Raw genomic sequence first — 25559 nt, 5'->3', positions numbered from 1 at the left:
CAACTGATTGCTCAGCTTGGGCATTTTTTATAAGGGGGAGCCATATATATAACATTGCATAAGTCGTTTGTGAGGGGGAGTTGTGTTGGCATGTTTTTACTTTGGGGAACGGAAGGAAGCTTTATACTTTTGCGATGTATTAACTGAAAAAAGTCCCGGCGTACAAATAAACTGGAAAGGGACAAGCCATTTTGGCAATGAAATCACGTTATTAGGGACGAGCGACAACAATGTAGAGGTCGTTATTAAAGAAATTCTCATCGATATGCTTTATATGTTCCGGATGAATAATTGGAACCGGGACATTGTAGAACACACCTATTATTTTCACGATGAACATGAAATCAGACGCTTGCTGGAGATAAGAGAGGAGTTTGATACAGACCCTCCCCGAGGCGTTCGCCTGCCTGCCATCCGTAGTGATATGGGAGCGTATATTCAAACATTTATCGAAAATGCAGACGTCATTCATTTTCAGGAGTTAGCTAGTCGTTGTTTTCGCGCGGTCAAATCATCTTTAGAAGATTACATCGGCTGCACGATTGACGAATACAAACGGGAAGAAGATTATCAATTGTGGTTGGATTCATTACGGCTTTATATTAATCAAGGACAGACGGAGATTGAAGAATTGATGCTGTACCATCGTCACCGGAAGTTTACTTACTATCATCAAAATGGTTTGAAGCTATCCCAAACGGACGTGCAGGAGCAATTGAAACATCACCCCCTTGTGATGTTAAATGAAGGTTATTATGACTGGCAAATGACGCCTGCTCTAGCTTTTGCGCCGAGAAAACTGACCATTTATACGGATGATAGGGGCGATGCCAAAATTCAAACGCTGGCTAATATTTTTCAAGAGAAAGCGCGTTATCAATCAATCCAACAGTTTCCTTTTGCCCGGATATGATTTACACTTGATTTATCACCTGACAATCGCTATAATACGTACATAATATGATGAATCAAACGGTAATGATAAGGTTACGGACATTTGGAGACGGATTAGCAGAGAGGGAAGTCACGGGCTGTAAGCTTCCTATTTACGTCCAATCGTTCACCCCCTTTAAACCCTGTCTTCGAACGATGAGAGTAAAAGACAGCGCATGACCAGCGTTAACAGGTAATGAAGCCGTCCTATGACGGAAATTTGGGTGGAACCACGTGTTTTTAGATGAACTCGTCCCTTTGCAAATGATGCAGAGGGACGAGTTTTTTTGATTGGTAAACTGATAAAGGAGTGGTAAGGATGACTGATCACATTAATATTACATTTCCTGATGGAGCTACGAAAAGTTTTCCGGAGGGTACGACAGGGGAAGACATTGCGCATTCCATTTCTCCAGGATTAAGAAAACAAGCGCTGGCGATAACACTAGATGGTGAATTGTATGATTTACGACGCCCGATCGAACAAGACGGATCGATCGAAATCGTCACGTATAAGCATCCTGAAGGGCTTAATGTGCTTCGTCACTCGACTGCCCATTTAATGGCTCAAGCACTCAAACGTTTATATGGCCATGTCAAATTAGGCGTTGGCCCTGTTATCGAGAGCGGTTTCTATTATGATATCGATATGGAGCATACGCTTACCCCGGAAGATTTACCGGTCATTGAAAAAGAAATGCAGAAGATCGTCAACGAAAATCTTGAAATAGAACGTGTTGAGTTGTCCCGTGAAGAAGCAAAAGAGAAATATCGTGAAATAGGAGATGACCTTAAGCTTGAATTGATTGATGATATTCCAGAAGGCGAAGACGTCACCATTTATCGCCAGGGTGAATTTTTTGATTTGTGCCGCGGTGTTCATGTTCCTCAAACAAGCAAAATCAAAATCTTTAAGCTATTGAGTATTTCCGGTGCATACTGGCGCGGAGACAGTGATAATAAAATGTTGCAGCGTATATATGGGACAGCCTTTGAGAAACAAGCTGAACTGGATGAGTATTTGCATATGCTTGAAGAAGCAAAAGAACGTGATCATCGAAAACTTGGCAAAGAGTTGGAGATCTTTTCAGTCAACCAAAAGGTGGGACAGGGATTGCCGCTTTGGCTGCCAAAAGGGGCTACAATCCGCCGTACGATCGAGCGCTATATTGTAGACATTGAAGAACGACTGGGGTACGACCACGTTTATACTCCTGTATTAGGTAGTACAGAGTTGTATAAAACAAGTGGCCACTGGGATCATTACCAGGATGACATGTTTCCGGTAATGGAAATGGACAATGAAGACCTGGTGTTAAGGCCGATGAACTGCCCCCATCATATGATGGTATATAAGAATCAACTTCATAGTTACCGGAACCTCCCGCTTCGGATTGCTGAATTGGGAACGATGCACCGTCATGAAATGTCCGGGGCGTTAGCAGGTCTGCAGCGCGTGCGTGCGATGACGTTGAATGATGCTCATATATTTGCACGACCGGATCAGTTGAAAGATGAATTCAAACGTGTGGTGCACCTCGTCCAGGCTGTTTACCATGATTTTGGCATCACTGATTATTATTTCCGTTTGTCCTATAGGGATCCCGAAGACAAAACAAAATATGTCGACAATGACCAGATGTGGGAGCAGGCTCAAGCCATGCTTAAGGAAACCATGGAAGATATGGAGCTTGAATACGTAGAAGCAGAAGGAGAAGCTGCTTTCTATGGCCCGAAGCTAGATGTGCAAGTGAAGACGGCTTTAGGGAAAGACGAGACGCTCTCTACCGTCCAATTGGATTTCCACTTACCCGAACGATTTGATTTGACGTATGTAGGCGAGGATGGCAAAGACCACCGACCTGTTGTGATTCACCGCGGAGTCGTCTCGACGATGGAACGGTTCGTTGCTTTCTTAATCGAAGAATACAAAGGAGCATTTCCGACCTGGCTGGCACCGACCCAGGCTCGTATTCTCCCAGTCTCAGCAGATGCGCATCTGGACTACGCCACTAAACTGGCCGATGAGCTCAGAGCAGCAGGTGTGCGGACAGAAGTAGACGAAAGAGACGAAAAAATCGGCTATAAGATTCGCGAAGCACAGACTAAGAAAATACCGTTTGCCCTCGTGGTCGGTGACCGCGAAGCGGAAGGCCATGATGTTAACGTGAGACGGTATGGTGAAAAAGATTCCGAAACAAAATCGGTCGACCTGTTCATATCTGAAATCCGCAATGAAATCGACCAAAAGTTACTCAGGCGTTAGAGTGTTGCAATTAAGCTGTCTGGCATGCGCCGGACAGCTTTTATTCTCTGTTTTAACAAGAGGGAAACCGTGAGACTTCCGCCTATGCTCACGTTATATGGCGGACAAGCACCACTGACTTTCATAAAAAGTATTGATTAATTTGGGCCCGTCTATTATGATAGTAAAGGCATCAATTTGACACTCATTTGTTGGTGTGCTATTCTTTCATGAGTAAGCTTAATAGACGGATCTGAGACAAGTAGAAGCACCCGCTTCTCACCTGAACGACGCGAGAGCAGTTGTCAGGTCACGAATCCTTTTGTTTTTTAGGAATTGTGTGGGTGCAGTATGTGTACCGGCACTTTTTTTATGGCTTAAATTAACTTGTCGATGATAAGTCTTTAATAAGTTCTTTTAAAATCTTATGGAGGTGTATGGTTATTAGCAAAGATATGAACGTTAATGAAAAGATTCGCGCCAGAGAGGTGCGTCTCATTGATGTGAATGGAGATCAACTGGGCGTCAAATCAAGACAAGAAGCATTGGATATTGCCGAGAATGCCAATCTTGATCTAGTCATGGTTGCTCCAAATGCAAAACCGCCCGTCTGCCGAGTTATGGATTACGGTAAGTATCGCTTTGAACAGCAAAAGAAAGAGAAAGAAGCGCGTAAAAAGCAGACAACGATTAAAGTTAAAGAAGTGCGTTTAAGCCCTGGAATTGGCGAACACGACTTTAACACCAAGCTTCGTAATGCCCGCAAGTTCTTAGGCAATGGGGACAAAGTCAAAGTCGCCGTCCGTTTCCGCGGTCGCGCCATTACCCACAAAGAATTGGGCCGTGAAGTATTGGATCGTATGGCAGATGAATGCAAAGATGTCTCTCAAGTTGAGACGAAGCCCAAAATGGAAGGGCGAAACATGTTTATGATGCTTGCCCCAATTGCTGAAAAGCAAGCATAATCGATTATTTAAAGGAGGAACAATCTCATGCCAAAAATGAAAACCCATAAAGGGTCTCAAAAACGTTTCAAACGCGTAGGAAATGGTAAAGTGAAGCGCTCCCATGCTTTCACGAGCCACTTGTTCGCTAACAAATCCCAAAAGCAAAAGCGTAAGTTGCGTAAAGATACGCTTGTATCAAAAGGCGACCTTAACCGCATCGATCAAATGCTTCCGAAAAAATAATGCGTGATTAATCTAAATCAATAGGAGGGAACTATTATGCCACGTGTAAAAGGTGGAACAGTGACACGTAAACGTCGTAACCGTGTCCTTAAACTAGCAAAAGGTTATTATGGTTCAAAGCATAGCTTGTTCAAGCAAGCTAAGCAGCAAGTAATGAAATCCGGTCAATACGCTTATCGCGACCGTCGTCAAAGAAAACGTGACTTCCGTAAGCTATGGATCGCCCGTATTAACGCTGCAGCACGTACCAATGACATTTCTTACAGCCGTTTGATGCATGGTTTGAAATTGGCAGGCGTTGATGTTAACCGCAAAATGTTGGCAGACCTTGCGATTCACGATGAAAAAGGATTCGCGAGTCTTGCTGAACAGGCGAAAACTGCGTTAAGTAAATAAGTGATCAAAAAGCCATTTCCGTACGGTGGGAAATGGTTTTTTTATGGATTGGATACATATCACTGTTTGTCATGTTAACAAGTGCGGGCGCCACCCTCTTGCAGAGAACAGACAAGCATGCTTGAGGAATTCCTGTAGGCTTGCCTTATGATTCGAAGACTTAACCATTTTTCATCATTCATATAGGAAGGGGGGATAATGGGTGAATGCGATCGATATTCTTTGGCTGTATATTGTGATCATCAACCTTACACTATGTTTGATAATGATCAGGGATAAATATAAGGCTCGGCGCAATCAATGGCGGACGCGTGAAAGAACACTGTGGACGTTAGCCCTTTTGGGTGGAGCCATAGGAGGATGGGTGGCAATGGTGTTAAGTCGCCATAAAACCAATCATCGGTTATTCGCGGTCGGGTTTGCCCTGCTCGCTATGGTGCAAAGCGTTGCGCTTATCTGGTTGTTAAGCATGGTTCTAATATAACGGAAGCGCTCATAGTGTGAGTAGAGGAGGGGTTAGAGATGTCTGAAACCTCTATGGCAGCTATTGACTGGCTGCAAAGAAGTGGCAGTTTAGCTCCACTGTTGTTCATTCTGATTCATTTACTCCGCTCCTTTCTTTTTATCCCCGTCATGGTATTATGTATTTCCGGGGGCATCCTGTTTGGGATCGTCGCAGGAACGGTTTATTCTATTATTGGAATAATGCTGTCGAGTTTATTGTTTTACCGGTTCATCGGGCATCTTCCGTCCGTGTTTCACAGGCTGCAAAAGGTGTATCAGAAGCTGTCGAAACGAGGAAGCATCCTTACGGTCAAACAAGTAACGGTACTGAGATTAATCCCCTTTATCCACTTTCATCTGCTTTCCTTCTGCTTGATTGAGATTTCAGCTGATTTCAGAGAATACACCAAAGCATCGCTTATCTCCAACTTTCCTCTAGCTATCGTATATACATCGTTAGGTCAATCGTTAAGTGGCCTTCATTGGCCGATCGTGTTTGGGCTGATTCTGGCATTGGTTGCCCTTTGTATGATGTTACGCTCTCAGAGTTCGAGTTTTACGATTCAGGAATTTATTGCACGTAAATCGCTCACTTAACTGCACGACGATTTCAAAAGCTGATAACAAAAACAGGCTGTCGAGAAATGATCGACAGCCTTTAGCGTGTTTGTTTAATACCGTTGTAACGTGATTTATTCATGGTGGTCATCCAAGGGGTGGATGATCAAACGGTTAATGGGATATTTCCATTCGATCGATGCAAAAGGGTAGTGAATCAGAATTTCCTCTTCCAGAAAGTAGAGGTCATTACGATCAAGCCCTCTAAGCTCATGAGGGTTCTTCGCTGACACACTGATATTAAGCACTTCAAATGAGTCTTCTGTTGTGCCTAAATATTTTTCACCTTCGAACACAAACCCTTTATACGTCAGAATAAAATTCTGCTTTGTATTGGAGGGATCGTCATGAAAATAAAAAGCCTTATTTTCTTTGGCAAGTTCCAGTTTTCGCTTGGGATTGATCATATATTTATAAGCTGTGTATATCAGAAATATGATTGCAATGAGAATCAGCAGTCGAAACAGTATGACGATCATGCGAATCTTCTCCCTCTTTTCTCGAGTGGTTGCCTAGTTTTACGTACAGGGCTGCCGTTAAGTTTCAATAAATGATACATTTATTATAGAAAAAAATAAGAGAGGAGCAAAGCACCATGAATTGGGACGAGCTGTTTCACATGCAAAAAGAGCTGGATACGTATATCGAGAACCACAATAACCTTACTGGAGAAGCCTTATTTAAGCGAAAAGTGCTGGCGCTGATGGTTGAACTAGGGGAGCTCGCTAATGAAACCCGCTGCTTTAAGTTTTGGAGTGCCAAACCAGCTAGTGCACGAGCTGTCATACTGGAAGAATATGTGGATGGCCTTCATTTTATTTTGTCCCTGGGTATTGAGATAGAAGCTGGAATGGGGACTGAAGACTATGAGGAATATGCTGATTTGACTAATGGGTTTCTAAAGGTTTATGAGGAGGTCAATCGCTTCAGTACTTCTCCCTGCCAGGAAACGTATCAGGCTTTGTTTACATCGTATTTGACATTGGGAAGAACGATCGGTTTCAGTGAACAAGACGTTCAAGACGCTTATTTGGCTAAAAATAAAGTGAATTATGAACGACAGGATAAAGGTTATTGAACAAAATAGGAAATTTTTTGTGAATTCTTACAAAAAACGATATAATTAATACGGATTACAATAAAAGGAGGAGAATTACATAATGGCAAAGAAAGATGAAACATTACAAATGCTCAAAGATCTCACAGACGCCAAAGGGATTCCCGGTAACGAAAAAGAAGCTCGGGATGTTATGAAACAATATCTCGAACCGTACGCTGATGAAGTCTATTCAGACAATTTAGGCAGCTTGATCGGCAAAAAAATCGGTGATAAAAAAGGCCCGAAAATCATGGTCGCCGGCCACTTAGACGAAGTGGGCTTCATGGTTACCCGGATTGATGATAAGGGATTTGTTTACTTTCAAACTGTAGGAGGCTGGTGGAGCCAAGTGATGCTGGCTCAGCGTGTGACGCTTATGACAAAAGAAGGGGAACTGACAGGTGTCATCGGTTCCAAACCACCTCATATTCTTTCACCGGAAGCCAGGAAAAAGCCGGTGGAAATCAAAGACATGTTCATCGACATAGGTGCTTCTAGTAAAGAAGAAGCGAAAGAATTTGGCGTACGTCCCGGGGACTCCGTCGTTCCATATTTCGAATTTACCCAAATGAAAAATGACAAAATGCTTCTAGCTAAAGCGTGGGATAACCGGATTGGCTGTGCCATAGCGATTGAAGTGTTGAAACAGTTGAAGAAAGAGAAACACCCTAATATCGTTTATGGGGTCGGAACAGTACAGGAAGAAGTAGGATTGCGCGGTGCCCGGACATCGGCTCATGCGATCAACCCTGATATCGCTTTCGGTGTGGACGTAGGAATTGCTGGGGATACACCTGGCGTCAGTGAGAAGGAAGCGCTAAGTAAAATGGGGGACGGCCCACAAATCATCCTTTATGACGCTTCTATGATTTCCCATAAAGGTGTACGTGATTTTGTCGTGGATACTGCTGATGAAAATGAGATACCTTATCAATTTGATTCGCTTGCCGCTGGCGGGACGGACTCAGGTTCCATCCACTTAAGCCATAACGGCGTTCCTGCTTTATCCATTACAGTTGCAACGCGTTATATTCATTCTCATGCCGCAATGCTGCATCGTGATGATTTTGAAAATGCAGTAAGATTGATTGTAGAAGTCATTAAGAAACTTGATCATAACGCTGTGGAAAATATTACATTCAATTAATAACAGAAAAGTTGCATCGTAGCTAGTCTGAGGTGAATTATACGAAATAGCCAATTAATGAACAGACCAAATCGCTTAAGATTTGGTCTGTTCTCATTCAAACAATAAGTTGCCGAGGTCATCGATTGCAAAGCCATTTAGTGCGATTGTTTTTCGTTTTTAATACCTTGTTCTAAAGCTGAGAGCATTTCTTCTTTTTCTTGCTCATTCGCTTCTTTCCAAATCAGTTCAAACATGACGCCAAGGCCGGGAAGCATCTTTTCTTCACCTTTTTGTACAGCATCCACGATCGTTGCTTCAAGCTGAGAGGTATCATGGTCTGAAACGTTAGATAGGATGGCTGCTCGCAAGTTTAAATTCATCATTATCCCTCCATCATCAGAAATTCTTCATTTTAGTTTGACCCATGGCGCGCGTTCTATGTATGATAATAGGGAACACTTAACGAATGCTCTGTAAAAACGCAGGGTCAACTTGATACATACTAACGTTATAAAAAAAGAAGGGATCGGCATGCTGACTTCTACCCAAAATACAAAAGTAAAAGATTGGAAAAAACTTCACCAACGGAAGTATCGCAAACAATCCCAATCGTTCCTGGTGGAAGGCTTTCATCTAGTTGAAGAAGCTGTAACGAGTGATTGGGTTGTCCGAGAGATTATCATCAACGAACATACAGAGCTACCGGATTGGGCAGCCTCACTTCAGGTGAGCCGCGTCTCAACGTCGGTGTTTTATGCGATTGCCGAAACGAAAAGCCCACAAGGCATAGCCGCGGTCGTGGAAATGAAACACGTTCCCTGGCGCTCATATGACCGTGTCATCATGCTAGATGGTGTTCAAGATCCAGGCAACGCGGGCACGATTATCCGAACAGCAGATGCTGCCGGTTTTGATGCGGTCGTCCTTGGCACAGGAAGCGTTGATTTATACAATGATAAAGTCGTTCGCTCAACTCAAGGGTCGCTCTTTCATCTGGATATGTTTGAAGGGACACTAAGCGACTACATTCAATCCGCAAAAGAAATGAGCAGTGAAATATGGGGGGCAGCCCTTGAAGGTGCGGCTCCCTATAAAACATGCCCTGTTCCAGACAAATTGACACTGGTACTGGGGAATGAAGGCTCGGGATTACAACCTGATGTAGCGGATATGACAGATCAGCTCGTTACCATTCCGATACTGGGTAAAGCAGAATCGTTGAATGTTTCCACTGCTTCAGCTATCCTTATGTATTATATCCAATATTAAAGGTTGCGTCTGCGCTTAACTTTTTCTATAATATATAATCAGAATAAAGTCAAAAGCTTGGAAAGAGCAAAGTAGCTGATCATCATCAAGGTGCAGGGAGAAAGTGTCTAGACTGGAAACACTTTTACCGGGATGATCAATGAAATTTCACTCTGGAGCTGGCATCAGGTCATGATGCCCCGGATTAAGGCCGTTATCCTGATGAGTGGACACGAATCTGTGTCAACTAGGGTGGTACCGCGAACCGAAATATAAGTCTCGTCCCTTTTTAGGGCGGGGCTTTTTTTATGATATAGGCTGGACAAACATAAAAGGAGGAAGCTGATCATGAAAGAACGTTTGCTTGAACTGAAGGAAGAAGCTCTACGCAAAGTGGAGGAAGCTGAAGATACGAAAAGCCTGCAAGACATTCGTGTGTCGTACCTAGGTAAAAAGGGCCCGATTACGGAAATGCTGCGCGGCATGGGAAAACTCTCAGCTGAGGAACGCCCGGTCATCGGTCAATTGGCAAACGACGTCCGTGAAGAAATCGCCAATGCTCTTGATGCAAAAATGAAGAAATTAGAAGACATTGCCTTAGAACGTCGAATGGCAGAAGAAACGATTGATGTTACATTGCCCGGACGACCTGTAGAAGTTGGCGGTCCTCATTTGTTGACCAGCATCCTTGAAGAGATCGAAGACCTGTTCATTGGAATGGGCTTTGAAATCAAGGAAGGGCCTGAAGTCGAGACGGATTATTACAACTTTGAGGCCTTGAATCTTCCGAAGGGACATCCGGCTCGCGATATGCAGGATTCCTTTTATATAACGGAAGAGCTCCTGCTCCGCACTCATACATCGCCTGTGCAAGCCCGAACGATGGGGGCGAAAGATGGCAGTGAACCCGTCAAAATGATCTGTCCTGGTAAAGTGTACCGACGTGATACAGATGATGCGACTCATTCGCATCAGTTCACCCAAGTGGAAGGCCTGCTGGTCGATGAAAACGTGCGCATGAGCGATTTGAAGGGTGTCCTAAATAAGTTTGCGAAGCAAATGTTCGGTTCAGACCGTGAAATTCGCTTGCGTCCGAGCTTTTTCCCTTTCACGGAACCTTCCGTGGAAATGGATATTTCCTGCAAAATGTGTAACGGTGCAGGGTGTTCGGTATGTAAAGGGACCGGTTGGATTGAAATTTTAGGTGCAGGCATGGTGCATCCGAATGTACTCAGAATGGCTGGCTATGACCCTGAAACATATTCTGGTTTCGCCTTTGGCATGGGACCGGAGCGGATTGCCATGTTGAAATACGGAATCGATGATATTCGTCATTTTTACACGAACGATATCCGTTTCTTGAAGCAATATCACAAGGTATAAGGAGGAGTCATCATGTTAGTATCACTGAATTGGTTAAAACAGTACGTTGACATAAGCGACCATGAACCGAATGAACTGGCTGAATTGATTACAAAAACGGGAATCGAAGTCGAAAGTGTAGCTTCCATCGCTGAGAATATAACCGGCGTTGTCGTTGGTTTTGTAGAAGCGTGCAGTCCGCATCCCAATGCTGATAAATTAAGCGTATGCCAGGTGAACACGGGCCAAGAAACCTATCAGATCGTTTGTGGCGCTCCAAACATTGCCAGTGGCCAAAAAGTAGCAGTAGCTCTTCCTGATACGACACTTCCGGGAAATTTTAAAATCAAACAAACTGAATTGCGCGGGGTAACGTCCAATGGCATGATTTGTTCGCTCCAGGAATTAGGGGTGGCAGAAAAAGATGTTCCGAAAGCTTTTGTTGATGGCATTTTTGTATTTCCTGACGATGTGGAAACGGGCGCAAATGCCTGTAAGCTATTAAATTTGGATGATGTCATTTTAGAATTGGGGTTGACCCCTAATCGATCTGATTGCTTAAGTATGATCGGCGTGGCGTATGAAGTTGCGGCCATTTTGGATCAAGATTTTAAACCTGAAGCACCACGTGTAAGTACTAAGGAAGAGTCTGCAGCGGATCGTATTCAAGTTCAAGTCGAAGACCCTGAAGCAAATCCTTATTATGGGGCTTTCGTCATTGATAACATTAATGTCGCTCCGTCCCCTTTATGGATGCGCAATCGTTTAACAGCAGCTGGAATTCGGCCGATTAATAATGTTGTTGATATTACGAACTATGTCCTGCTTGAGTACGGCCAGCCCCTTCATGCTTTTGATTACGACCGCTTCGGTTCAAAAGAAGTCGTCGTTCTCAGAGCACAAGATCAAGAAACCATTACAACTTTAGATGGGCAAGAACGCACCTTGAACGCTGATCATCTGTTGATTACAAACGGCAAAGAGCCTATGGCATTAGCAGGTGTAATGGGCGGGGCAGATACAGAAGTACAGGAGGACACAACGACTATTTTGTTGGAGTCTGCTTATTTTGCCCCTTCTATCGTACGTCAATCATCTAAGGATCACGGTTTGCGCAGTGAATCGAGCATACGTTTTGAAAAAGGGGTCGATCCGAATCGTGTGAAACAGGCGGGAATGAAAGCCTGTGAACTTCTGCAAACCTATGCAGGCGGTCAGGTTATTGATGGTGCAGCAGAATTTGATCACTTGGATCGTAGTGAACGCACCGTGCAAGTCGAGCTTACCCACGTGAATAACCGCCTTGGAACACATCTGCAAGAAGATGAAATAGAACATATTTTGCGTCGGCTTCAATTTCAATTTGAAAAAGACGGAGATCTTTACACTGTAAGTGTGCCAACACGTCGCGGGGATATTGAGTTGTTTGAAGATATGTTGGAGGAATTTGCCCGCTTACATGGATACGATCAATTACCATATACCTTACCGGGTGGAGCTGCTCAGGCTGGCGGCCTTACGCTATACCAACAATTGAAACGTAACGTCAAAACGTACTTTGAAGGCGCAGGCCTAGACGAAACCATTACGTACTCCTTAACGACTGAATCGAGATCCGACCAATTAGTCAGTCCAGATGTGAGAGCGAGAGGTGATCATCCTGTCAGGTTGTCTATGCCAATGAGTGAGGAGCACAGTCATCTCCGTTTGAGCATGCTGCCTGAAATGCTGGCCTCCTTGACGTATAACGTTGCGAGAAAGCAGCACGATTTAGCTTATTTTGAACTGGGGAGCGTGTTTATCAATGATGAAGCGACCCTCTCCAAACAGCCTTATGAACAATTGAGAGCAGCCGGGGCCATCACGGGGAAATGGAATAGCCACGATTGGCAGCAAGAAAACAAGCCGGTGGATTTCTTTGTAGTGAAGGGCATCATTGAGGGGCTTGAAGATTTATTAGATATTACCCTGAATTATGAGCAAGCCAAGCTTCCCGATATGCATCCGGGCCGCACGGCAGTAATCTCCTACAAGAACGAAACGATTGGCTTTGTCGGACAGATTCATCCAAACCTTCAAGCAGAACTGGACTTGAAAGAAACGTTCGTATTTGATTTGAATGCGGAAGCCTTAATCGCCAACTATGAGAAAGAGGAAACGTTCCAAACAATCCCGCGTTATCCATCTGTAAGTCGCGATATTGCGCTGGTTGTTGATGAATCCGCCGCAGCTTCTCATATTGCTGCAACCATTTTTGCAACCGGGCGTCCTTTAATCCGGGATGTCCGCGTGTTTGATGTCTATCAAGGAGAGCATCTGCCTGAAGGTAAGAAGTCTTTGGCATTTAATCTCTTGTACTTGGACCCGAACCGAACACTTAAAGACAAAGAAGTTGAGGAAGCCCATCAACGTATTCTAGAAGCAGTCAAAGGTGAGCATCAAGCTGAACTAAGGTCATAAAAAATTTATTACGTAACTTCTAATGCTTGCGGAAAACTTCTGTTTTCCGCAAGCTATTTTTCTTACTGCTTATCGCAAGCACAGCATTTATCGTCACTCCTCGCTTTATCATCGGTTATCCTGCCCTTATCGTCGCTTCGGCCCCGCTTATCATCGTTCCGAGCCAGATTATCATCGCTAGCCCAGGCTTTATCGTCGCTCCTCCGCTCGTTATCGTCGGTTCGCGCTCCCATATCATCGCTTCGAGCCAGATTATCATCGCTAGCTCAGGCTTTATCGTCGCTCCTCGCTTTCTCGTCGTTTCTCCGCACCTTATCGTCAGTTCGCGCTCCATTATCATCGCTCCGAGCCAGGTTATCATCGCATGCCCAGCATTACCGTCGCTGCGCCCTTTATCATCGTTCCTCCACTCACCCTGAAACACAAAACCCCCGGATGACTTCTAACGAAATCGTCCAGGGGCTCTCAAGGTTCATAGTAATTTTCTAGCTTTGGAAGTGGTACTGAAATGAGTCTTAGCAATCTCATCAAGTTTAGCTTCGCCATATGTTTCGATTACTTGGGCCGCTGCCTGGTCAACACTCGAGGAAGCTCCTTTAGGGATGGGAAGACCAGTGGCTTCAGCTATATCATCCATCGCTTTTACAAAACTCGACCTGGCTAAGATCGATGCTGAAGCTACAGCCAGCGAATAGCTTTCAGCTTTAGTCATGAAGTAAACGTCCTCTTGCAATGTTTTCCCTTCACTTTTCAGATGTTTTTGATAAACCTCAGGCTGAGAAAATTGGTCAATCAAAATGCCATCAGGTCGATCTGGTGCAATCTTCTCTAATAAGCCATCAAGGGCACGATGGTGAAGCATGGTTTTCATTTTACCCTGTGTCCATCCACTTGCTTGCAGCTCGTTGTATTTTTTATTGTTAAGTTTAAGCAGCGTATAAGGGATTTTCATATGAACTATTTTCTTAACAAGTTGTTTGATTTGCTGGTCGCTTAAGTGCTTGGAATCTTTGACCCCTGCTTCTTTCAAATACGCAAGTTGATCGTGTTTGAGATAGACAGCAGCGACGGTTATAGGGCCGAAGAAATCGCCTGTGCCGGCTTCGTCTGATCCTGCGTGAGAACTGGTGAATAACCAGGCGGGTGGTTGTTTAGAATGTTGAGAGGAGGCGCTCTGCTTTTGGTTACTCTCACCCTTAGGATGTGCCGGCTTGCCCCAACGTTCAGCTTCCTGGTGAGGGTTTTTTCCTTGGAATAAAACTTTTCCAGATTGGTATGCGGTAATCGAACAATCATCCGTTTTAGCTGCAAATGCAGCCCCAGGAGGGATTTTAGCCTTTGATTGTTTAGCGTAATGGGATTTCATTTTTTGGATGGTTTGCTTATTTAACTGCAGTACAACTTGTGACATAAGTCTTCCTTTCTATTACTATGGGTCTGTTAAGTATATCAATACTGAGGCAAGATGACGAAAGGCTTAAGAACCTGAAATATAATCAAACCTGAAATTTAACAGAGCCGTTGTAGTGGTTTTATTATAGCAGAGGAGAGGGAGTTTACGAACAATTTCTATTATTAATCGGATTGCTTTCACTATTGTAAAACTTCGTGTTAATATTAAGTTTAGGATTTAGAATTGAGGGGGGTATGGACATGGCCCGATCTGATGAAGATAAAAAACGAATCACGGTAGAAATTCATAACCGTTCTTATACAATTATCGGTCAAGAAGAACCTCATCATATCCGTATGGTGGCCAGTCTTGTCGATCAAAAGATGAGCGAAATCCATGAGGCCAACCCAAGATTAGACACAGCAAAGTTAGCTGTGCTTTCAGCTGTAAACACAATGAATGATTACATAAAGCTGAAAGAAGAGTATTCAGAACTGCTCGACTATATAAAAAAGAAAGAGGAAGAGGACCGGTAACGTCATGCTTGATTTACTAATCATTATCATATTAGTCATTGGAATATTAAACGGATTACGCAGAGGGTTCATTTTACAATTGTTTCATCTCATTGGTTTTATTGCAGCTTTTATTGTTGCTGTTTTATACTACGATGATTTAGCGCCGAAGTTAAAACTCTGGATTCCTTATCCTGAACTGCCCGAAGGCCAAACGTGGGCTTTGTTTCTAGAGTCATTACCGTTGGAGCAAGCATTCTATAATGCTATTGCATTTGCCATCCTATTTTTTGGCGTGAAGATCATATTGCATATCATTGCATCCATGCTTGATTTTGTTTCTGAATTACCGATTTTAAGTACAGTCAATGGTTTGCTTGGCGCCATATTAGGTTTTGTTGAGAATTATTTGATCCTATTCGTCTTGCTTTATATCGGTGCTTTGGTCCCTATGGCGATGATTCAAAATGCGGTAGATGGATCGTTCCTTGGCCAGTTGATCATTGAACATACCCCGGTGTTTTCTGCGCAATTAAAAGCAATGTGGATTGAACATGTGGGTGCGATCCTGTAAACTTCTCTGATCCAAGAGAAGTTTTTTCTTTAGTTGTGCCCTTTGTCAGATGCAGCAAAATTGATTTAAGCACGCGTACTTTTATAGACAGGAGTTGATGTCCATCATGTCAATTGATAAAAAACAAGTGATTCAGCTGTTGGAGAAAGTTGCCGTCTATATGGAACTGAAAGGTGAGAACGCTTTTAGAACGTCAGCTTACCGCAAAGCGGCCCAAGCTTTAGAGCAAGATGATCGCTCTCTTGACGAAATGGACGACTTTACTGAGATCAGCGGAATTGGTCAAGGTACAGCGTCTGTCATTGAAGAGTATATCGAGAATGGGAGCTCAGACACGCTTGCTCAGCTCCAGGAAGAGATCCCGAAAGGTTTGATTCCTTTACTTGACCTTCCGGGGCTTGGTGGCAAAAAGCTTTCTAAATTGTATCAAGAACTTGGAGTGAAGGATGCTCAGACGTTGAAAGAAGCATGTGAAAAGGGTGATGCCGAGGCCTTGAGTGGGTTCGGCAAGAAATCAGCCGAAAAAATCCTAAAAGCACTTGAGGAGGCCGGTGCACGGCCTGAAAGACTGCCGATAGCGGTTATGCTGCCGTTAGCGGAAAAAATTGAAGCCCATCTGGACACAATAACTGCGATTAAGCGCTTTTCCCGGGCAGGCAGTCTGAGAAGAATGAAAGAAACGATTAAAGATATTGACTTCATTATAGCTTCAAAAGAAGGTGAAGCGACGAGAGATGCCCTTTTGGAATACCCTGATATCAAAGATATAATCGCCTCAGGAGAGACGAAAGTATCGGTGGTTATTGAAGAAGGTTATGATATCAATGTGGATTTCCGTATTGTTCACCCTGATGAGTATTATAATGCGCTTCATCATTTTACAGGTTCCAAAGATCACAATGTAGCGATGCGGCAGCTGGCAAAAGAACAGAATGAGAAAATTAACGAGTATGGCATCGAGCATATCGAAAGTGAAGAAGTTATGACAAGTTCGAGTGAAGAAGCGTTTTATAAGCATTTCGGCTTGAACTATATACCTCCGGAAGTACGGGAGAATCAAGGTGAGTTAGAATACTTCAAGGAGAGCGTTCCCTTAATCGAACTGTCTGATATTCGCGGTGACCTTCATATGCACTCAACATGGAGTGATGGCGCACAATCAATAAAAGAAATGGCGCTTCGTGCTCAAGAACATGGGTATGATTACATCGCGATTACGGATCATTCCAAATATCTGCAGGTAGCCAATGGTTTAAATGAAGAACGGCTGCGCAAACAGCGTAAGGAGATTGATAAACTCAATCAAGAGATGAACAATTTTCATATATTTGCGGGAATTGAAATGGATATACGGCCTGATGCTACGCTCGACTTTTCCGACCAATTCCTATCTGAAATGGATTTTGTCATCGCATCGATTCATTCAAGTTTTAATCAATCTCAGGAGAAAATCATGGCACGCCTCAATGCTGCTTTAGAAAATCCTTACGTGACCATGATTGCTCACCCAAGCGGACGCCTAATTGGCAGACGTGAAGGGTATCGGGTCGATCATGAAGAACTGATAAACAAAGCTTCAAAGACCGGGACTGTATTAGAATTGAACGCCAACCCGAACCGGCTTGATTTAAGTTGGGAATGGGTGCGAGAAGCCCAGAATAACGGTGTTCGTCTGGCTGTTAATACAGACGCTCATAACTATGCCATGCTTGATCATATGAAAATAGGGGTCGGCACAGCCAGGAAAGGGTGGCTGGAAAAGGAGACCGTAATCAATACGTGGAATAAGAACGACCTTATGAAGCTTTTCAATGATCATAAGTGATAAAGGAGAATAGCACGAATGGACTCACGCATCCTGGATGTTTTAGAATATAAGAAAATTATTGAACGACTTAGCCAACAGACGGCAACCTCCCTCGGGAGTGAACAGGTGAAGGCATTACGTCCTTCAACAGACTTGCAGGAAGTCCAACTTTGGCAGGCCGAAACTGACGAAGCTGCTCATGTTCTGCGTCTCAAAGGACAAGCGCCACTTGGCGGCATTGTTGATATTAAACCGAGTCTGAAGCGGACAACGATCGGGGGGATATTAAGTCCGTACGAGTGCCTCGAGATTGCGAGTACAATCTATGGTGGGAAACAGCTGAAGCGATTCATTGAAGATGCCGAAGAGCCTGAGATGCCTATGTTGCGTGAGCTGGCGGGCAATATTGTTTCGCTCAATGAATTAGAACGGCATATCCGAAATTGCATTGATGATCATGGGGTCGTCATGGACGGGGCCTCATCTCAACTGCGTTCAATACGTTCTCGGATTCGGACATATGAAAGTCGAATTCGAGATAAAATGGATGCCTATACAAAATCAAAGTCTAAGATGTTATCGGATGCTATCGTGACGATCCGCAATGAACGCTATGTTCTACCTGTGAAACAAGAATATAGAAGTGCCATCGGCGGGATCGTCCATGATCAATCCTCCAGTGGTGCTACATTGTTTATTGAACCGCAAGCGATCGTCGATTTGAATAACCAATTGCAGGAATCAAAAGTTCAGGAAAAGAATGAAATCGAGAAAATATTAAAGGAATTATCGGAAGCGATAGCGGCTGATGAAACGTATTTGTATGAAAATGTGAAACGTTTAGGGCATATTGATTTCATGTTTGCGCGGGCTAAACTGGCTCAGACCATGAAAGCCTCTAAACCGACGATGAATGATCATGGGGTCATCAATATGAGACAAGCGCGTCACCCTTTGATCGCAGCCGAAGAAGTGGTCCCAAACGACGTTGAGCTCGGAAAAGACTATACGTCGATTGTCATTACAGGACCGAATACCGGGGGGAAAACCGTCACGTTGAAAATGGTAGGCCTCTGTACGCTGATGGCGCAGTCCGGATTACAAATTCCTGCAATGGACGGGCTGGAAATGGCGGTTTTTGAAAATGTCTTCGCTGATATTGGCGACGAACAGTCCATTGAACAAAGTTTGAGTACCTTTTCGTCACATATGACGAACATTGTAGATATCCTTTCGCGTGTCGACGATAAGTCGCTCGTTTTATTTGATGAACTGGGGGCGGGGACAGATCCTCAAGAAGGGGCAGCTCTTGCCATGTCCATTTTAGACGAAGTGGTCAGTCGACATGCGCGTGTGATTGCTACGACCCACTATCCAGAATTAAAAGCTTACGGCTATAATCGTAACGAGGTCACGAATGCGTCAGTAGAATTCGATATTGATACGTTAAAGCCCACCTATCGTTTGCTTATTGGCGTGCCGGGGCGGAGTAATGCCTTTGAAATATCAAGGCGACTCGGGCTGGATGAAAGTGTCATTACTTCTGCTAAACAACATGTGGGCAGAGATTCTGAAAGTGTCGAGAATATGATCGCTTCACTTGAACAGTCAAAACGTGAAGCTGAACGAGACTATGAACATGCTGAGGAGCTATTAGAAGAAGCAGAAGAACTTCGCAATCAATTAAAGAAACAATGGGATCAATTTGAACACCAAAAAGAGAAATTATATGAAAAAGCGGAGCAAAAAGCGGAGAAATCTCTGCAGAAAGCACGTCAGGATGCCGAGGATATCGTAAACGAACTGCGCCAAATGAAACATGATACGGGGTTGAAAGAGCATGAGTGGATTGAGGCTCGTAAACAGCTCGATGAAGCACAACCGGCGTTGACACAACATCAAAGTAAGACCAAATCTGTACAGACAAGCGCAGAATCCAAAGAACTAAAACCTGGCGATGAAGTGAAATTGCTTACGCTCAATCAAAATGGTACGATCATTGAAAAAGTAAGTGCAAAAGAATATCACGTCCAAGTTGGTGTGATGAAAGTAAAAGCAAAACGAAAAGACATCGAATTTATACAGTCCGAACAGCCTGTTCAAGAAAGGCCGATGGCTACGGTGAAAGGAAAAAGCCATCACGTGAAAACAGAATTGGACTTACGCGGTGAACGATACGAGGAAGCTCTGAATCATTTGGAAAAATATGTGGATGATGCTGTACTGGCAGGGTATCCACGCGTATCAATTATTCATGGAAAAGGGAGCGGCGCCCTTAGAACCGGGGTACAAAATTTTGCCAAAACGCATCGCTCAGTGGATACGTACCGGGCCGGCGGTATGAATGAAGGCGGTAGTGGTGTCACAATCTTGGAACTACGTTAGATCAGATTTTTTGGAGGGGACGTTATGACAGGGTTTTGGGAAAACGTTTTAGTCGAGGCTGCCGCTCGCTATAGTGTGGTCGTCTTATGTCTTGTTTTATTTATGGCGATATTTGAACTTGTTACAACGTATAACAATTGGAAAGAAATCAAGAACGGGAATATGGCAGTGGCCCTGGCGACTGGCGGTAAAATATTCGGTATCGCCAATATTTTCCGATTTTCCATTGAACATAATGACTCCATCATCGAAACGATGGGCTGGGGGTTATTCGGCTTTTTGTTATTATTGTTCGGGTACTTTATCTTTGAATTTTTAACACCCTCCTTTAAAATTGATGATGAAATTAAACAGGATAATCGGGCGGTCGGCTTTATATCGCTTGTTATTTCGATTGGTCTTTCTTATGTTATCGGGGCGAATATCATTTAATACAGGTTAGCAGGTGAGGTTTTGGAAACGTTAGCAAAAATTCTTGGTGTTATAGCAGTTTTGTTCGTGGTGACTGGTATCATTTATTTATTATTTTATTGATTTTGTCTGTATAATGGACGGTATAAAGGTCATTTGTCCTATAATCGCCTTAACAATATTCAAAAAATTAGAAATTGTATTTTCTATTTCGTGAATAAATCGGTATAATAAAAGTAACGAAACTGAAGGAGGCGTTTTGATGACCAAGGCATTTGACCGTCCATGGCACAAACAATATCCCGTGGAAATTGCACCCTCATTCGAATATGATCAAAAACCGCTACACCAGTATTTAATTGAAAGTGGTGACGTATACGCTGATGTGAAAGCGCTTCATTTTATGGGGAAGGAAATGACATACAGTGAAGTGCTTTACGAGACGAAACAGTTCGCGGAATATGTGCAGCAGCTTGGCCTTAATAAAGGAGATCGTGTTGCCATTATGCTGCCAAATACGCCCCAGTCCGTTATAGCTTATTACGGTGTCTTAATGGCTGGAGGGATCGTTGTTCAAACCAATCCGCTCTATATGGAAAGGGAGTTAGCTTATCAGCTGAATGACTCCGGAGCCAAAATGATTGTCTGCCTTGATATTTTATATCCTAAAGTGGCAAGCGTTAAAAGCGAGACCGAACTGGAGCACGTCATTATTACAGGCATTAAAGATTATTTACCCTTCCCCAAAAACCTTCTGTACCCCATCATACAAAAAAGACAATATGCTATGGTTGTGAAGCCGGAGCAATCCCATGATACGCATTTATGGCATCATATTTTACAACATTCAAGTGGAGATTTTACACCAGTGGATATCGACCCGATGGAAGATCTGGCTTTATTGCAATATACGGGTGGAACGACAGGTTATCCAAAAGGGGTAATGCTCACGCACTATAACCTCGTGGCCAATACCCAGATGGCTAATAATTGGCTGTATAAGTCCAAGAAAGGTGAACAGAGTGTGTTGGGCATTCTGCCATTTTTCCATGTGTACGGAATGACGGCAGTGATGAACCTTTCTGTTATGATGGGCACTAAGATGATCCTGCTTCCCAAGTTTGAACCGATTGATGTCCTGAAAACGATTGATAAACAGAAGCCAACATTATTTCCCGGGGCACCGACGATTTATATTGCATTGCTCAACCATCCTAAACTCAAAAACTACGACCTTTCCTCAATAGAAGCATGTTTAAGCGGCTCTGCTCCATTGCCGGTGGACGTTCAGGAAAAATTCGAAAAAGTCACGGGTGGCAAACTCGTAGAAGGCTACGGTTTAACCGAAACATCGCCGGTTACACATTCCAATCTTGTTTGGGGCAAACGCGTGAGTGGAAGCATCGGTATCCCTTATCCTGACACAGATGCCAAGATCGTCAATTTAGAAGACAATGATACGGCAGTGATAGGAGAGATTGGAGAGATCGCTATTAAAGGCCCGCAGGTCATGAAGGGTTACTGGAACCGTGAAGATGATACGGCAGACGTGTTAAGTGAGGATGGATGGTTCCGTACAGGAGATATCGGATATATGGATGAAGACGGTTACTTTTATGTCGTTGATCGAAAAAAAGACATGATTATTGCTGGGGGTTTCAATATTTATCCTCGTGAAGTAGAAGAGGTCTTATACGAGCTTGATGCCATTCAGGAAGTAGTGGTGGCAGGCATCCCCGATCCATATCGTGGTGAAACGGTCAAAGCATACATCGTCAAGAGGCAGGATCATGAGATTTCTGAGGAAGAGCTTGATGCGTTTTGCCGAAAAAATATGGCTGCGTATAAAGTGCCGCGCAAGTATGAATTCAGAAACGAACTGCCTAAGACGGCTGTCGGGAAAATTCTTCGACGTGCCCTCGTTGATGAAGAAAAGAAAAAACAGTCGGAAAAAGAGCCCGTCTAATTGTTGACAGTCAGAAAACCTGTGTGTAAAATAAACTATGAATGATTGTTCATTCATTTTCGCGACATGGAGCAGAGGAGACCTTACATGAAGAAAAATAAGCCGAAATACAAGCAAATCATTGATGCCGCTGTCGAAGTGATTGCTGAAAATGGATACCACTCCTCGCAGGTTTCCAGGATAGCAAAAAAAGCGGGAGTGGCTGATGGAACGATTTATCTTTACTTTAAGAACAAAGAGGATATTCTGGTTTCGTTGTTTCAGAACAAGATGGGGCAATTCGTGGAAAAAATTGAAGAGGAGACCACGGCACAGGACAATGCCAGTGACAAACTACGCAGTTTGATTGACATGCATTTTAGCCAGCTTTCAGCTGATCACCATCTTGCTATCGTCACCCAGCTTGAGCTGCGACAATCCAATAAAGAGCTCAGACAAAAGATTAATGATGTGCTCAAACGTTACCTTGCTGTTATTGATGCTATTGTTCAAGAAGGCATTGATGAGCAGATTTTTCGGGATGATCTCGACCGGAGGCTTGTCCGACAGATGATTTTCGGTACCATGGACGAGACGGTTACCAATTGGGTGATGAAGGATGAACGCTATAACTTGGTGAAACAATCTGCTGAGGTGCATAGAATGCTGGTGAATGGCCTGGCTCGCAACACTGTATAAGGGAGCGGAAGATACATGAGTACGATTACTTACACAATTGATGAAAATGTCGCAACGTTCACCATTCAAAGCCCTCCAGCTAACGCATTATCAAGCACATTGCTGTCTGATTTAGCAGGGCGCCTGGATGAAATTGAAAACGATTCATCTGTCAAGGCGGTAGTCATACGAGGGGAAGGTAAATTCTTTTCAGCTGGCGCTGATATTAAAGAATTTACTTCGCTTCAAAATGAATCCGATTACAAAATGTTAGCTGCAAAAGGGCAGCGTTTATTTGATCGACTTGAACGATTCCATATTCCTGTAATTGCCGCCATCCATGGTGCCGCTTTGGGTGGAGGTTTGGAACTTGCTATGGCGTGTCATCTTCGATACGTGACAGCTGATGCAACGCTAGGCTTACCAGAGCTTTCGCTCGGCATCATCCCAGGTTTTGCAGGAACACAACGTTTGCCACGTTATGTAGGGGCGGCCAAAGCTTATGAAATGATTTTGTCTGCTGAGCCCATCACCGGCAAGGAAGCAGTAGAAGCTGGTCTGGCTACGCGTTATTTTGAAGGGGAGGGCGAGCTTTTTGAATCGGCAGGGCAGTTTGCTCGTAAAGCGAGTGCCAAGAGCGGACCTTCCATTCATAAAGTGATGCAACTTATTCCTTACAGTCATAATGCTCAGTATGAGGAAGGGGTTTCAGCTGAAGGTGACGCCTTTGCTGCGATTTTTGGAACTGAAGATGCTAAAGAGGGTGTCCAGGCCTTTATAGAAAAAAGAAAACCAGCGTTTAAGGATCAATAGAATAGGAGGCAGAACCATATGAACATTTTTGTCTTATTGAAACGTACGTTTGACACTGAAGAGAAGATTGTAATTAAAAACGGCCAGATTGAAGATGATGGAGCAGAATACATCATCAACCCTTATGATGAATATGCCGTGGAAGAAGCCATTAATCTTCGCGATGAGCATGGAGGCGAAGTCACGGTGGTAACCGTTGGAGAGGAAGACTCCGAAAAACAACTCCGGACTGCGCTTGCGATGGGAGCAGACAAATCGGTGTTGATCAATACCGAAGACGACCTTGAGGAAGGCGATCAGTATACGACCGTTAAAATTCTGGAGGCTTTCTTTGCGGACAAAGAAGCCGATATCATTTTGGCGGGGAATGTAGCGATTGATGAAGCAAGCGGTCAAGTAGGCCCGAGACTTGCAGAACGACTGGACATTCCATGTATCACGACGATCACTGATATTAAAGTCGATGGCGAAAATGTCAATATTGAACGGGATGTTGAGGGGGATGTAGAGAAAATTGAAACATCTCTACCGTTACTCGTAACCTGTCAACAAGGGCTCAATGAACCACGTTATCCTTCCTTACCCGGCATTATGAAAGCAAAGAAAAAGCCTTTGGAAGAATTAGAATTGGATGATCTCGATTTGGAAGAAGATGACGTCGAACAAAAATCCAGAACGACTGAAATCTTTTTACCTCCAGAAAAAGAAGCTGGTAAAGTGCTCGAAGGTGAGTCCGATGAGCAGGTAAAGGAGCTTGTATCCTTATTAAAAACCGAAGCAAAAGTACTGTAGAATAGATCGCTTGAAAGGAGAATCGCTATGAGTAAAAAAATGTTAGTCATTGGTGAAGCGAGAGAAGGCGCACTGCGCAATGTAACGTTTGAAGCCATTGCGGCAGCCAGCAAAATCGGCGGTGGGGGCGAAATTGTCGGCGTTTTGTGTGGAGACGGCAATCTTGAAAGTTTAGGTCAGGAGATGATTTATCAAGGCGCTGACCGTGTTGTCACTGTCTCAGATGAAAAATTGAAGACATATACGCCGGAAGGATATGGCCAGGCGGTACAGGCGGTCATCGATAACGAGTCTCCTGAGGGGATTGTCATGGGGCATACCTCTATTGGTAAAGATATCACGCCTAAAATCGCCAGCAGACTTGAGTCCGGACTCATTTCTGATGTAACTGAAATTGATACAGATGGCGGCGAGATAGTATTTACCCGCCCAATTTACTCCGGGAAAGCTTTCGAGAAAAAAGTAATCACAGACGGGTTGACCTTTATTACGATCCGGCCAAACAACATTGCTTCTTTGGAACGTGATGAATCCCGCTCTGGTGAGGTATCCAGTAGTGATGTTGCCATAAACGATCTGCGTACGATTGTAACCGATATCATTCGGAAATCTTCGGAAGGTGTCGATTTGTCTGAAGCTAAAGTCATTGTTGCGGGTGGCCGCGGGGTGAAAAGTTCTGAGGGCTTTGAGCCGTTGGAACAATTGGCCAATGCGCTTGGCGGCACAGTTGGAGCTTCGCGTGGTGCTTGTGACGCAGGTTATTGTGATTATTCATTGCAAATTGGTCAGACAGGTAAAGTGGTCACACCCGATTTATATATCGCCTGTGGCATTTCTGGAGCCATACAGCACTTAGCCGGCATGTCCAATTCCAAGGTCATCGTTGCAATAAATAAAGATCCGGAAGCAAATATTTTTAATGTCGCCGATTACGGTATTGTAGGAGATTTGTTTGATGTCGTGCCGAAGTTGATTGAAGAAATCAAGCAAGCAAACGTAAATGCATAGACCGAAAAAAGTGCTGGGGCTACCCGGCACTTTTGTTTAATCTCAAGGCAGTTC

26 protein-coding genes and 2 other annotated features are annotated in these 25559 nt (G+C 43.8%); of the genes, 22 read left to right on the top strand and 4 right to left on the bottom strand.

All coding sequences use genetic code 11. From position 1 onward, the window contains the following. The first annotated feature begins 85 nt into the window (after nt 1-85). The 7 genes from ytxC (at nt 86) to HOP45_RS13260 (ending at nt 5865) form a co-directional block, all read left to right on the top strand. Nucleotides 86-913, top strand: a complete 828-nt coding sequence (ytxC, locus tag HOP45_RS13290; RefSeq protein WP_181349790.1) for a sporulation protein YtxC — start codon at nt 86-88, stop codon at nt 911-913. Between the two features lie 339 nt (nt 914-1252). Further along, on the top strand, nt 1253-3199 hold the full coding sequence (thrS, locus tag HOP45_RS13285) for a threonine--tRNA ligase (protein WP_181349789.1): 1947 nt from the start codon (nt 1253-1255) through the stop codon (nt 3197-3199). Between the two features lie 233 nt (nt 3200-3432). Next, nucleotides 3433-3555 (top strand) — a sequence feature (ribosomal protein L20 leader region). A gap of 78 nt (nt 3556-3633) precedes the next feature. After that, the gene (gene infC / locus HOP45_RS13280; RefSeq protein ID WP_181349965.1) at nt 3634-4143 is read left to right on the top strand and encodes a translation initiation factor IF-3; all 510 of its coding nucleotides are present in this window, start codon (nt 3634-3636) and stop codon (nt 4141-4143) included. A 27-nt stretch (nt 4144-4170) separates the two neighbouring features. After that, nucleotides 4171-4368: a 50S ribosomal protein L35 gene (gene rpmI, locus HOP45_RS13275; RefSeq protein ID WP_181349788.1), complete on the top strand. Its 198-nt coding sequence runs from the start codon at nt 4171-4173 to the stop codon at nt 4366-4368. 36 nt (nt 4369-4404) lie between these two features. Then, a complete protein-coding gene (gene rplT, locus HOP45_RS13270; protein ID WP_181349787.1) occupies nt 4405-4764 on the top strand; it encodes a 50S ribosomal protein L20 in 360 nt (119 codons plus the stop codon). 202 nt (nt 4765-4966) lie between these two features. Further along, entirely contained in the window at nt 4967-5248 is a 282-nt protein-coding gene (locus HOP45_RS13265; RefSeq protein WP_370458024.1) for a DUF1294 domain-containing protein, read from the top strand. Nucleotides 5249-5286: 38 nt separating this feature from the next. Continuing rightward, nucleotides 5287-5865, top strand: coding sequence for a TVP38/TMEM64 family protein (locus HOP45_RS13260; RefSeq protein ID WP_181349786.1), 579 nt, complete (start codon nt 5287-5289; stop codon nt 5863-5865). Nucleotides 5866-5960: 95 nt separating this feature from the next. On the opposite strand, the gene HOP45_RS13255 is transcribed toward HOP45_RS13260, so the two are convergent. Beyond that, nucleotides 5961-6365, bottom strand: coding sequence for a sigma-w pathway protein ysdB (locus tag HOP45_RS13255; RefSeq protein ID WP_181349785.1), 405 nt, complete (start codon nt 6363-6365; stop codon nt 5961-5963). A 116-nt stretch (nt 6366-6481) separates the two neighbouring features. Here HOP45_RS13255 and HOP45_RS13250 point away from each other — a divergent pair, with 116 nt between their 5' ends. Both HOP45_RS13250 and HOP45_RS13245 read left to right on the top strand, forming a co-directional pair. After that, the gene (locus tag HOP45_RS13250) at nt 6482-6964 is read left to right on the top strand and encodes a dUTP diphosphatase (protein WP_181349784.1); all 483 of its coding nucleotides are present in this window, start codon (nt 6482-6484) and stop codon (nt 6962-6964) included. Nucleotides 6965-7046: 82 nt separating this feature from the next. Further along, a complete protein-coding gene (locus tag HOP45_RS13245) occupies nt 7047-8132 on the top strand; it encodes a M42 family metallopeptidase (protein WP_181349783.1) in 1086 nt (361 codons plus the stop codon). Between the two features lie 137 nt (nt 8133-8269). Here HOP45_RS13245 and sspI read toward each other — a convergent pair whose 3' ends face one another. Then, nucleotides 8270-8494: a small acid-soluble spore protein SspI gene (gene sspI, locus HOP45_RS13240; protein WP_181349782.1), complete on the bottom strand. Its 225-nt coding sequence runs from the start codon at nt 8492-8494 to the stop codon at nt 8270-8272. Nucleotides 8495-8645: 151 nt separating this feature from the next. Here sspI and HOP45_RS13235 point away from each other — a divergent pair, with 151 nt between their 5' ends. The 3 genes from HOP45_RS13235 (at nt 8646) to pheT (ending at nt 13184) form a co-directional block, all read left to right on the top strand. Further along, nucleotides 8646-9383 (top strand): TrmH family RNA methyltransferase, encoded by a 738-nt coding sequence (locus HOP45_RS13235; RefSeq protein WP_181349781.1) that lies wholly within the window; start codon nt 8646-8648, stop codon nt 9381-9383. A gap of 49 nt (nt 9384-9432) precedes the next feature. Beyond that, nucleotides 9433-9652, top strand: a binding site (T-box leader). 58 nt (nt 9653-9710) lie between these two features. Beyond that, nucleotides 9711-10745 carry a phenylalanine--tRNA ligase subunit alpha gene (gene pheS / locus HOP45_RS13230; RefSeq protein WP_181349780.1) on the top strand — a complete coding sequence of 345 codons (1035 nt, stop codon included), beginning with the start codon at nt 9711-9713 and terminating at the stop codon, nt 10743-10745. A gap of 12 nt (nt 10746-10757) precedes the next feature. Then, nucleotides 10758-13184 (top strand): phenylalanine--tRNA ligase subunit beta, encoded by a 2427-nt coding sequence (gene pheT, locus HOP45_RS13225; protein ID WP_181349779.1) that lies wholly within the window; start codon nt 10758-10760, stop codon nt 13182-13184. A gap of 115 nt (nt 13185-13299) precedes the next feature. On the opposite strand, the gene HOP45_RS13220 is transcribed toward pheT, so the two are convergent. Both HOP45_RS13220 and rnhC read right to left on the bottom strand, forming a co-directional pair. After that, entirely contained in the window at nt 13300-13518 is a 219-nt protein-coding gene (locus HOP45_RS13220; RefSeq protein ID WP_181349778.1) for a hypothetical protein, read from the bottom strand. Nucleotides 13519-13656: 138 nt separating this feature from the next. Further along, the gene (gene rnhC / locus HOP45_RS13215; RefSeq protein ID WP_181349777.1) at nt 13657-14595 is read right to left on the bottom strand and encodes a ribonuclease HIII; all 939 of its coding nucleotides are present in this window, start codon (nt 14593-14595) and stop codon (nt 13657-13659) included. Nucleotides 14596-14837: 242 nt separating this feature from the next. Here rnhC and zapA point away from each other — a divergent pair, with 242 nt between their 5' ends. The 10 genes from zapA (at nt 14838) to HOP45_RS13165 (ending at nt 25505) form a co-directional block, all read left to right on the top strand. Next, a complete protein-coding gene (gene zapA / locus HOP45_RS13210; protein ID WP_181349776.1) occupies nt 14838-15113 on the top strand; it encodes a cell division protein ZapA in 276 nt (91 codons plus the stop codon). A gap of 4 nt (nt 15114-15117) precedes the next feature. Next, on the top strand, nt 15118-15666 hold the full coding sequence (locus HOP45_RS13205; protein ID WP_181349775.1) for a CvpA family protein: 549 nt from the start codon (nt 15118-15120) through the stop codon (nt 15664-15666). 106 nt (nt 15667-15772) lie between these two features. Next, nucleotides 15773-17491 carry a DNA polymerase/3'-5' exonuclease PolX gene (gene polX / locus HOP45_RS13200; protein WP_181349774.1) on the top strand — a complete coding sequence of 573 codons (1719 nt, stop codon included), beginning with the start codon at nt 15773-15775 and terminating at the stop codon, nt 17489-17491. An 18-nt stretch (nt 17492-17509) separates the two neighbouring features. Next, nucleotides 17510-19858: an endonuclease MutS2 gene (locus tag HOP45_RS13195; RefSeq protein ID WP_181349773.1), complete on the top strand. Its 2349-nt coding sequence runs from the start codon at nt 17510-17512 to the stop codon at nt 19856-19858. 24 nt (nt 19859-19882) lie between these two features. Further along, entirely contained in the window at nt 19883-20290 is a 408-nt protein-coding gene (locus tag HOP45_RS13190; protein WP_181349772.1) for a DUF350 domain-containing protein, read from the top strand. 241 nt (nt 20291-20531) lie between these two features. Next, complete coding sequence (locus HOP45_RS13185) at nt 20532-22235, top strand: AMP-binding protein (RefSeq protein ID WP_181349771.1); 1704 nt, start codon at nt 20532-20534, stop codon at nt 22233-22235. Between the two features lie 87 nt (nt 22236-22322). Further along, complete coding sequence (locus tag HOP45_RS13180; protein WP_181349770.1) at nt 22323-22913, top strand: fatty acid metabolism transcriptional regulator FadR; 591 nt, start codon at nt 22323-22325, stop codon at nt 22911-22913. A gap of 15 nt (nt 22914-22928) precedes the next feature. Next, the gene (locus HOP45_RS13175) at nt 22929-23705 is read left to right on the top strand and encodes an enoyl-CoA hydratase (protein ID WP_181349769.1); all 777 of its coding nucleotides are present in this window, start codon (nt 22929-22931) and stop codon (nt 23703-23705) included. An 18-nt stretch (nt 23706-23723) separates the two neighbouring features. Continuing rightward, on the top strand, nt 23724-24497 hold the full coding sequence (locus HOP45_RS13170; protein ID WP_181349768.1) for an electron transfer flavoprotein subunit beta/FixA family protein: 774 nt from the start codon (nt 23724-23726) through the stop codon (nt 24495-24497). 27 nt (nt 24498-24524) lie between these two features. Further along, entirely contained in the window at nt 24525-25505 is a 981-nt protein-coding gene (locus HOP45_RS13165; protein WP_181349767.1) for an electron transfer flavoprotein subunit alpha/FixB family protein, read from the top strand. Nucleotides 25506-25559 lie beyond the last annotated feature (54 nt).

The organism is Thalassobacillus sp. CUG 92003 (assembly GCF_013618635.1).
GTDB lineage: Bacteria > Bacillota > Bacilli > Bacillales > Halobacillaceae > CUG-92003.
This window is presented reverse-complemented; position numbering and strand designations above follow the sequence as displayed.

Coding starts and splice junctions, on each gene's coding strand:
- pheT (WP_181349779.1), top strand. CDS start 10,758: ATGTTAGTATCACTGAATTGGTTAAAACAGTACGTTGACATAAGCGAC.
- rnhC (WP_181349777.1), bottom strand. CDS start 14,595: ATGTCACAAGTTGTACTGCAGTTAAATAAGCAAACCATCCAAAAAATG.
- polX (WP_181349774.1), top strand. CDS start 15,773: ATGTCAATTGATAAAAAACAAGTGATTCAGCTGTTGGAGAAAGTTGCC.
- HOP45_RS13170 (WP_181349768.1), top strand. CDS start 23,724: ATGAACATTTTTGTCTTATTGAAACGTACGTTTGACACTGAAGAGAAG.
- HOP45_RS13220 (WP_181349778.1), bottom strand. CDS start 13,518: ATGGAGCGCGAACTGACGATAAGGTGCGGAGAAACGACGAGAAAGCGA.
- HOP45_RS13180 (WP_181349770.1), top strand. CDS start 22,323: ATGAAGAAAAATAAGCCGAAATACAAGCAAATCATTGATGCCGCTGTC.
- thrS (WP_181349789.1), top strand. CDS start 1,253: ATGACTGATCACATTAATATTACATTTCCTGATGGAGCTACGAAAAGT.
- HOP45_RS13250 (WP_181349784.1), top strand. CDS start 6,482: ATGAATTGGGACGAGCTGTTTCACATGCAAAAAGAGCTGGATACGTAT.
- rplT (WP_181349787.1), top strand. CDS start 4,405: ATGCCACGTGTAAAAGGTGGAACAGTGACACGTAAACGTCGTAACCGT.
- HOP45_RS13245 (WP_181349783.1), top strand. CDS start 7,047: ATGGCAAAGAAAGATGAAACATTACAAATGCTCAAAGATCTCACAGAC.
- HOP45_RS13185 (WP_181349771.1), top strand. CDS start 20,532: ATGACCAAGGCATTTGACCGTCCATGGCACAAACAATATCCCGTGGAA.
- infC (WP_181349965.1), top strand. CDS start 3,634: ATGAACGTTAATGAAAAGATTCGCGCCAGAGAGGTGCGTCTCATTGAT.
- HOP45_RS13190 (WP_181349772.1), top strand. CDS start 19,883: ATGACAGGGTTTTGGGAAAACGTTTTAGTCGAGGCTGCCGCTCGCTAT.
- pheS (WP_181349780.1), top strand. CDS start 9,711: ATGAAAGAACGTTTGCTTGAACTGAAGGAAGAAGCTCTACGCAAAGTG.
- rpmI (WP_181349788.1), top strand. CDS start 4,171: ATGCCAAAAATGAAAACCCATAAAGGGTCTCAAAAACGTTTCAAACGC.
- HOP45_RS13175 (WP_181349769.1), top strand. CDS start 22,929: ATGAGTACGATTACTTACACAATTGATGAAAATGTCGCAACGTTCACC.
- HOP45_RS13260 (WP_181349786.1), top strand. CDS start 5,287: ATGTCTGAAACCTCTATGGCAGCTATTGACTGGCTGCAAAGAAGTGGC.
- HOP45_RS13195 (WP_181349773.1), top strand. CDS start 17,510: ATGGACTCACGCATCCTGGATGTTTTAGAATATAAGAAAATTATTGAA.
- HOP45_RS13165 (WP_181349767.1), top strand. CDS start 24,525: ATGAGTAAAAAAATGTTAGTCATTGGTGAAGCGAGAGAAGGCGCACTG.
- HOP45_RS13255 (WP_181349785.1), bottom strand. CDS start 6,365: ATGATCGTCATACTGTTTCGACTGCTGATTCTCATTGCAATCATATTT.
- HOP45_RS13235 (WP_181349781.1), top strand. CDS start 8,646: ATGCTGACTTCTACCCAAAATACAAAAGTAAAAGATTGGAAAAAACTT.
- zapA (WP_181349776.1), top strand. CDS start 14,838: ATGGCCCGATCTGATGAAGATAAAAAACGAATCACGGTAGAAATTCAT.
- sspI (WP_181349782.1), bottom strand. CDS start 8,494: ATGAATTTAAACTTGCGAGCAGCCATCCTATCTAACGTTTCAGACCAT.
- HOP45_RS13205 (WP_181349775.1), top strand. CDS start 15,118: ATGCTTGATTTACTAATCATTATCATATTAGTCATTGGAATATTAAAC.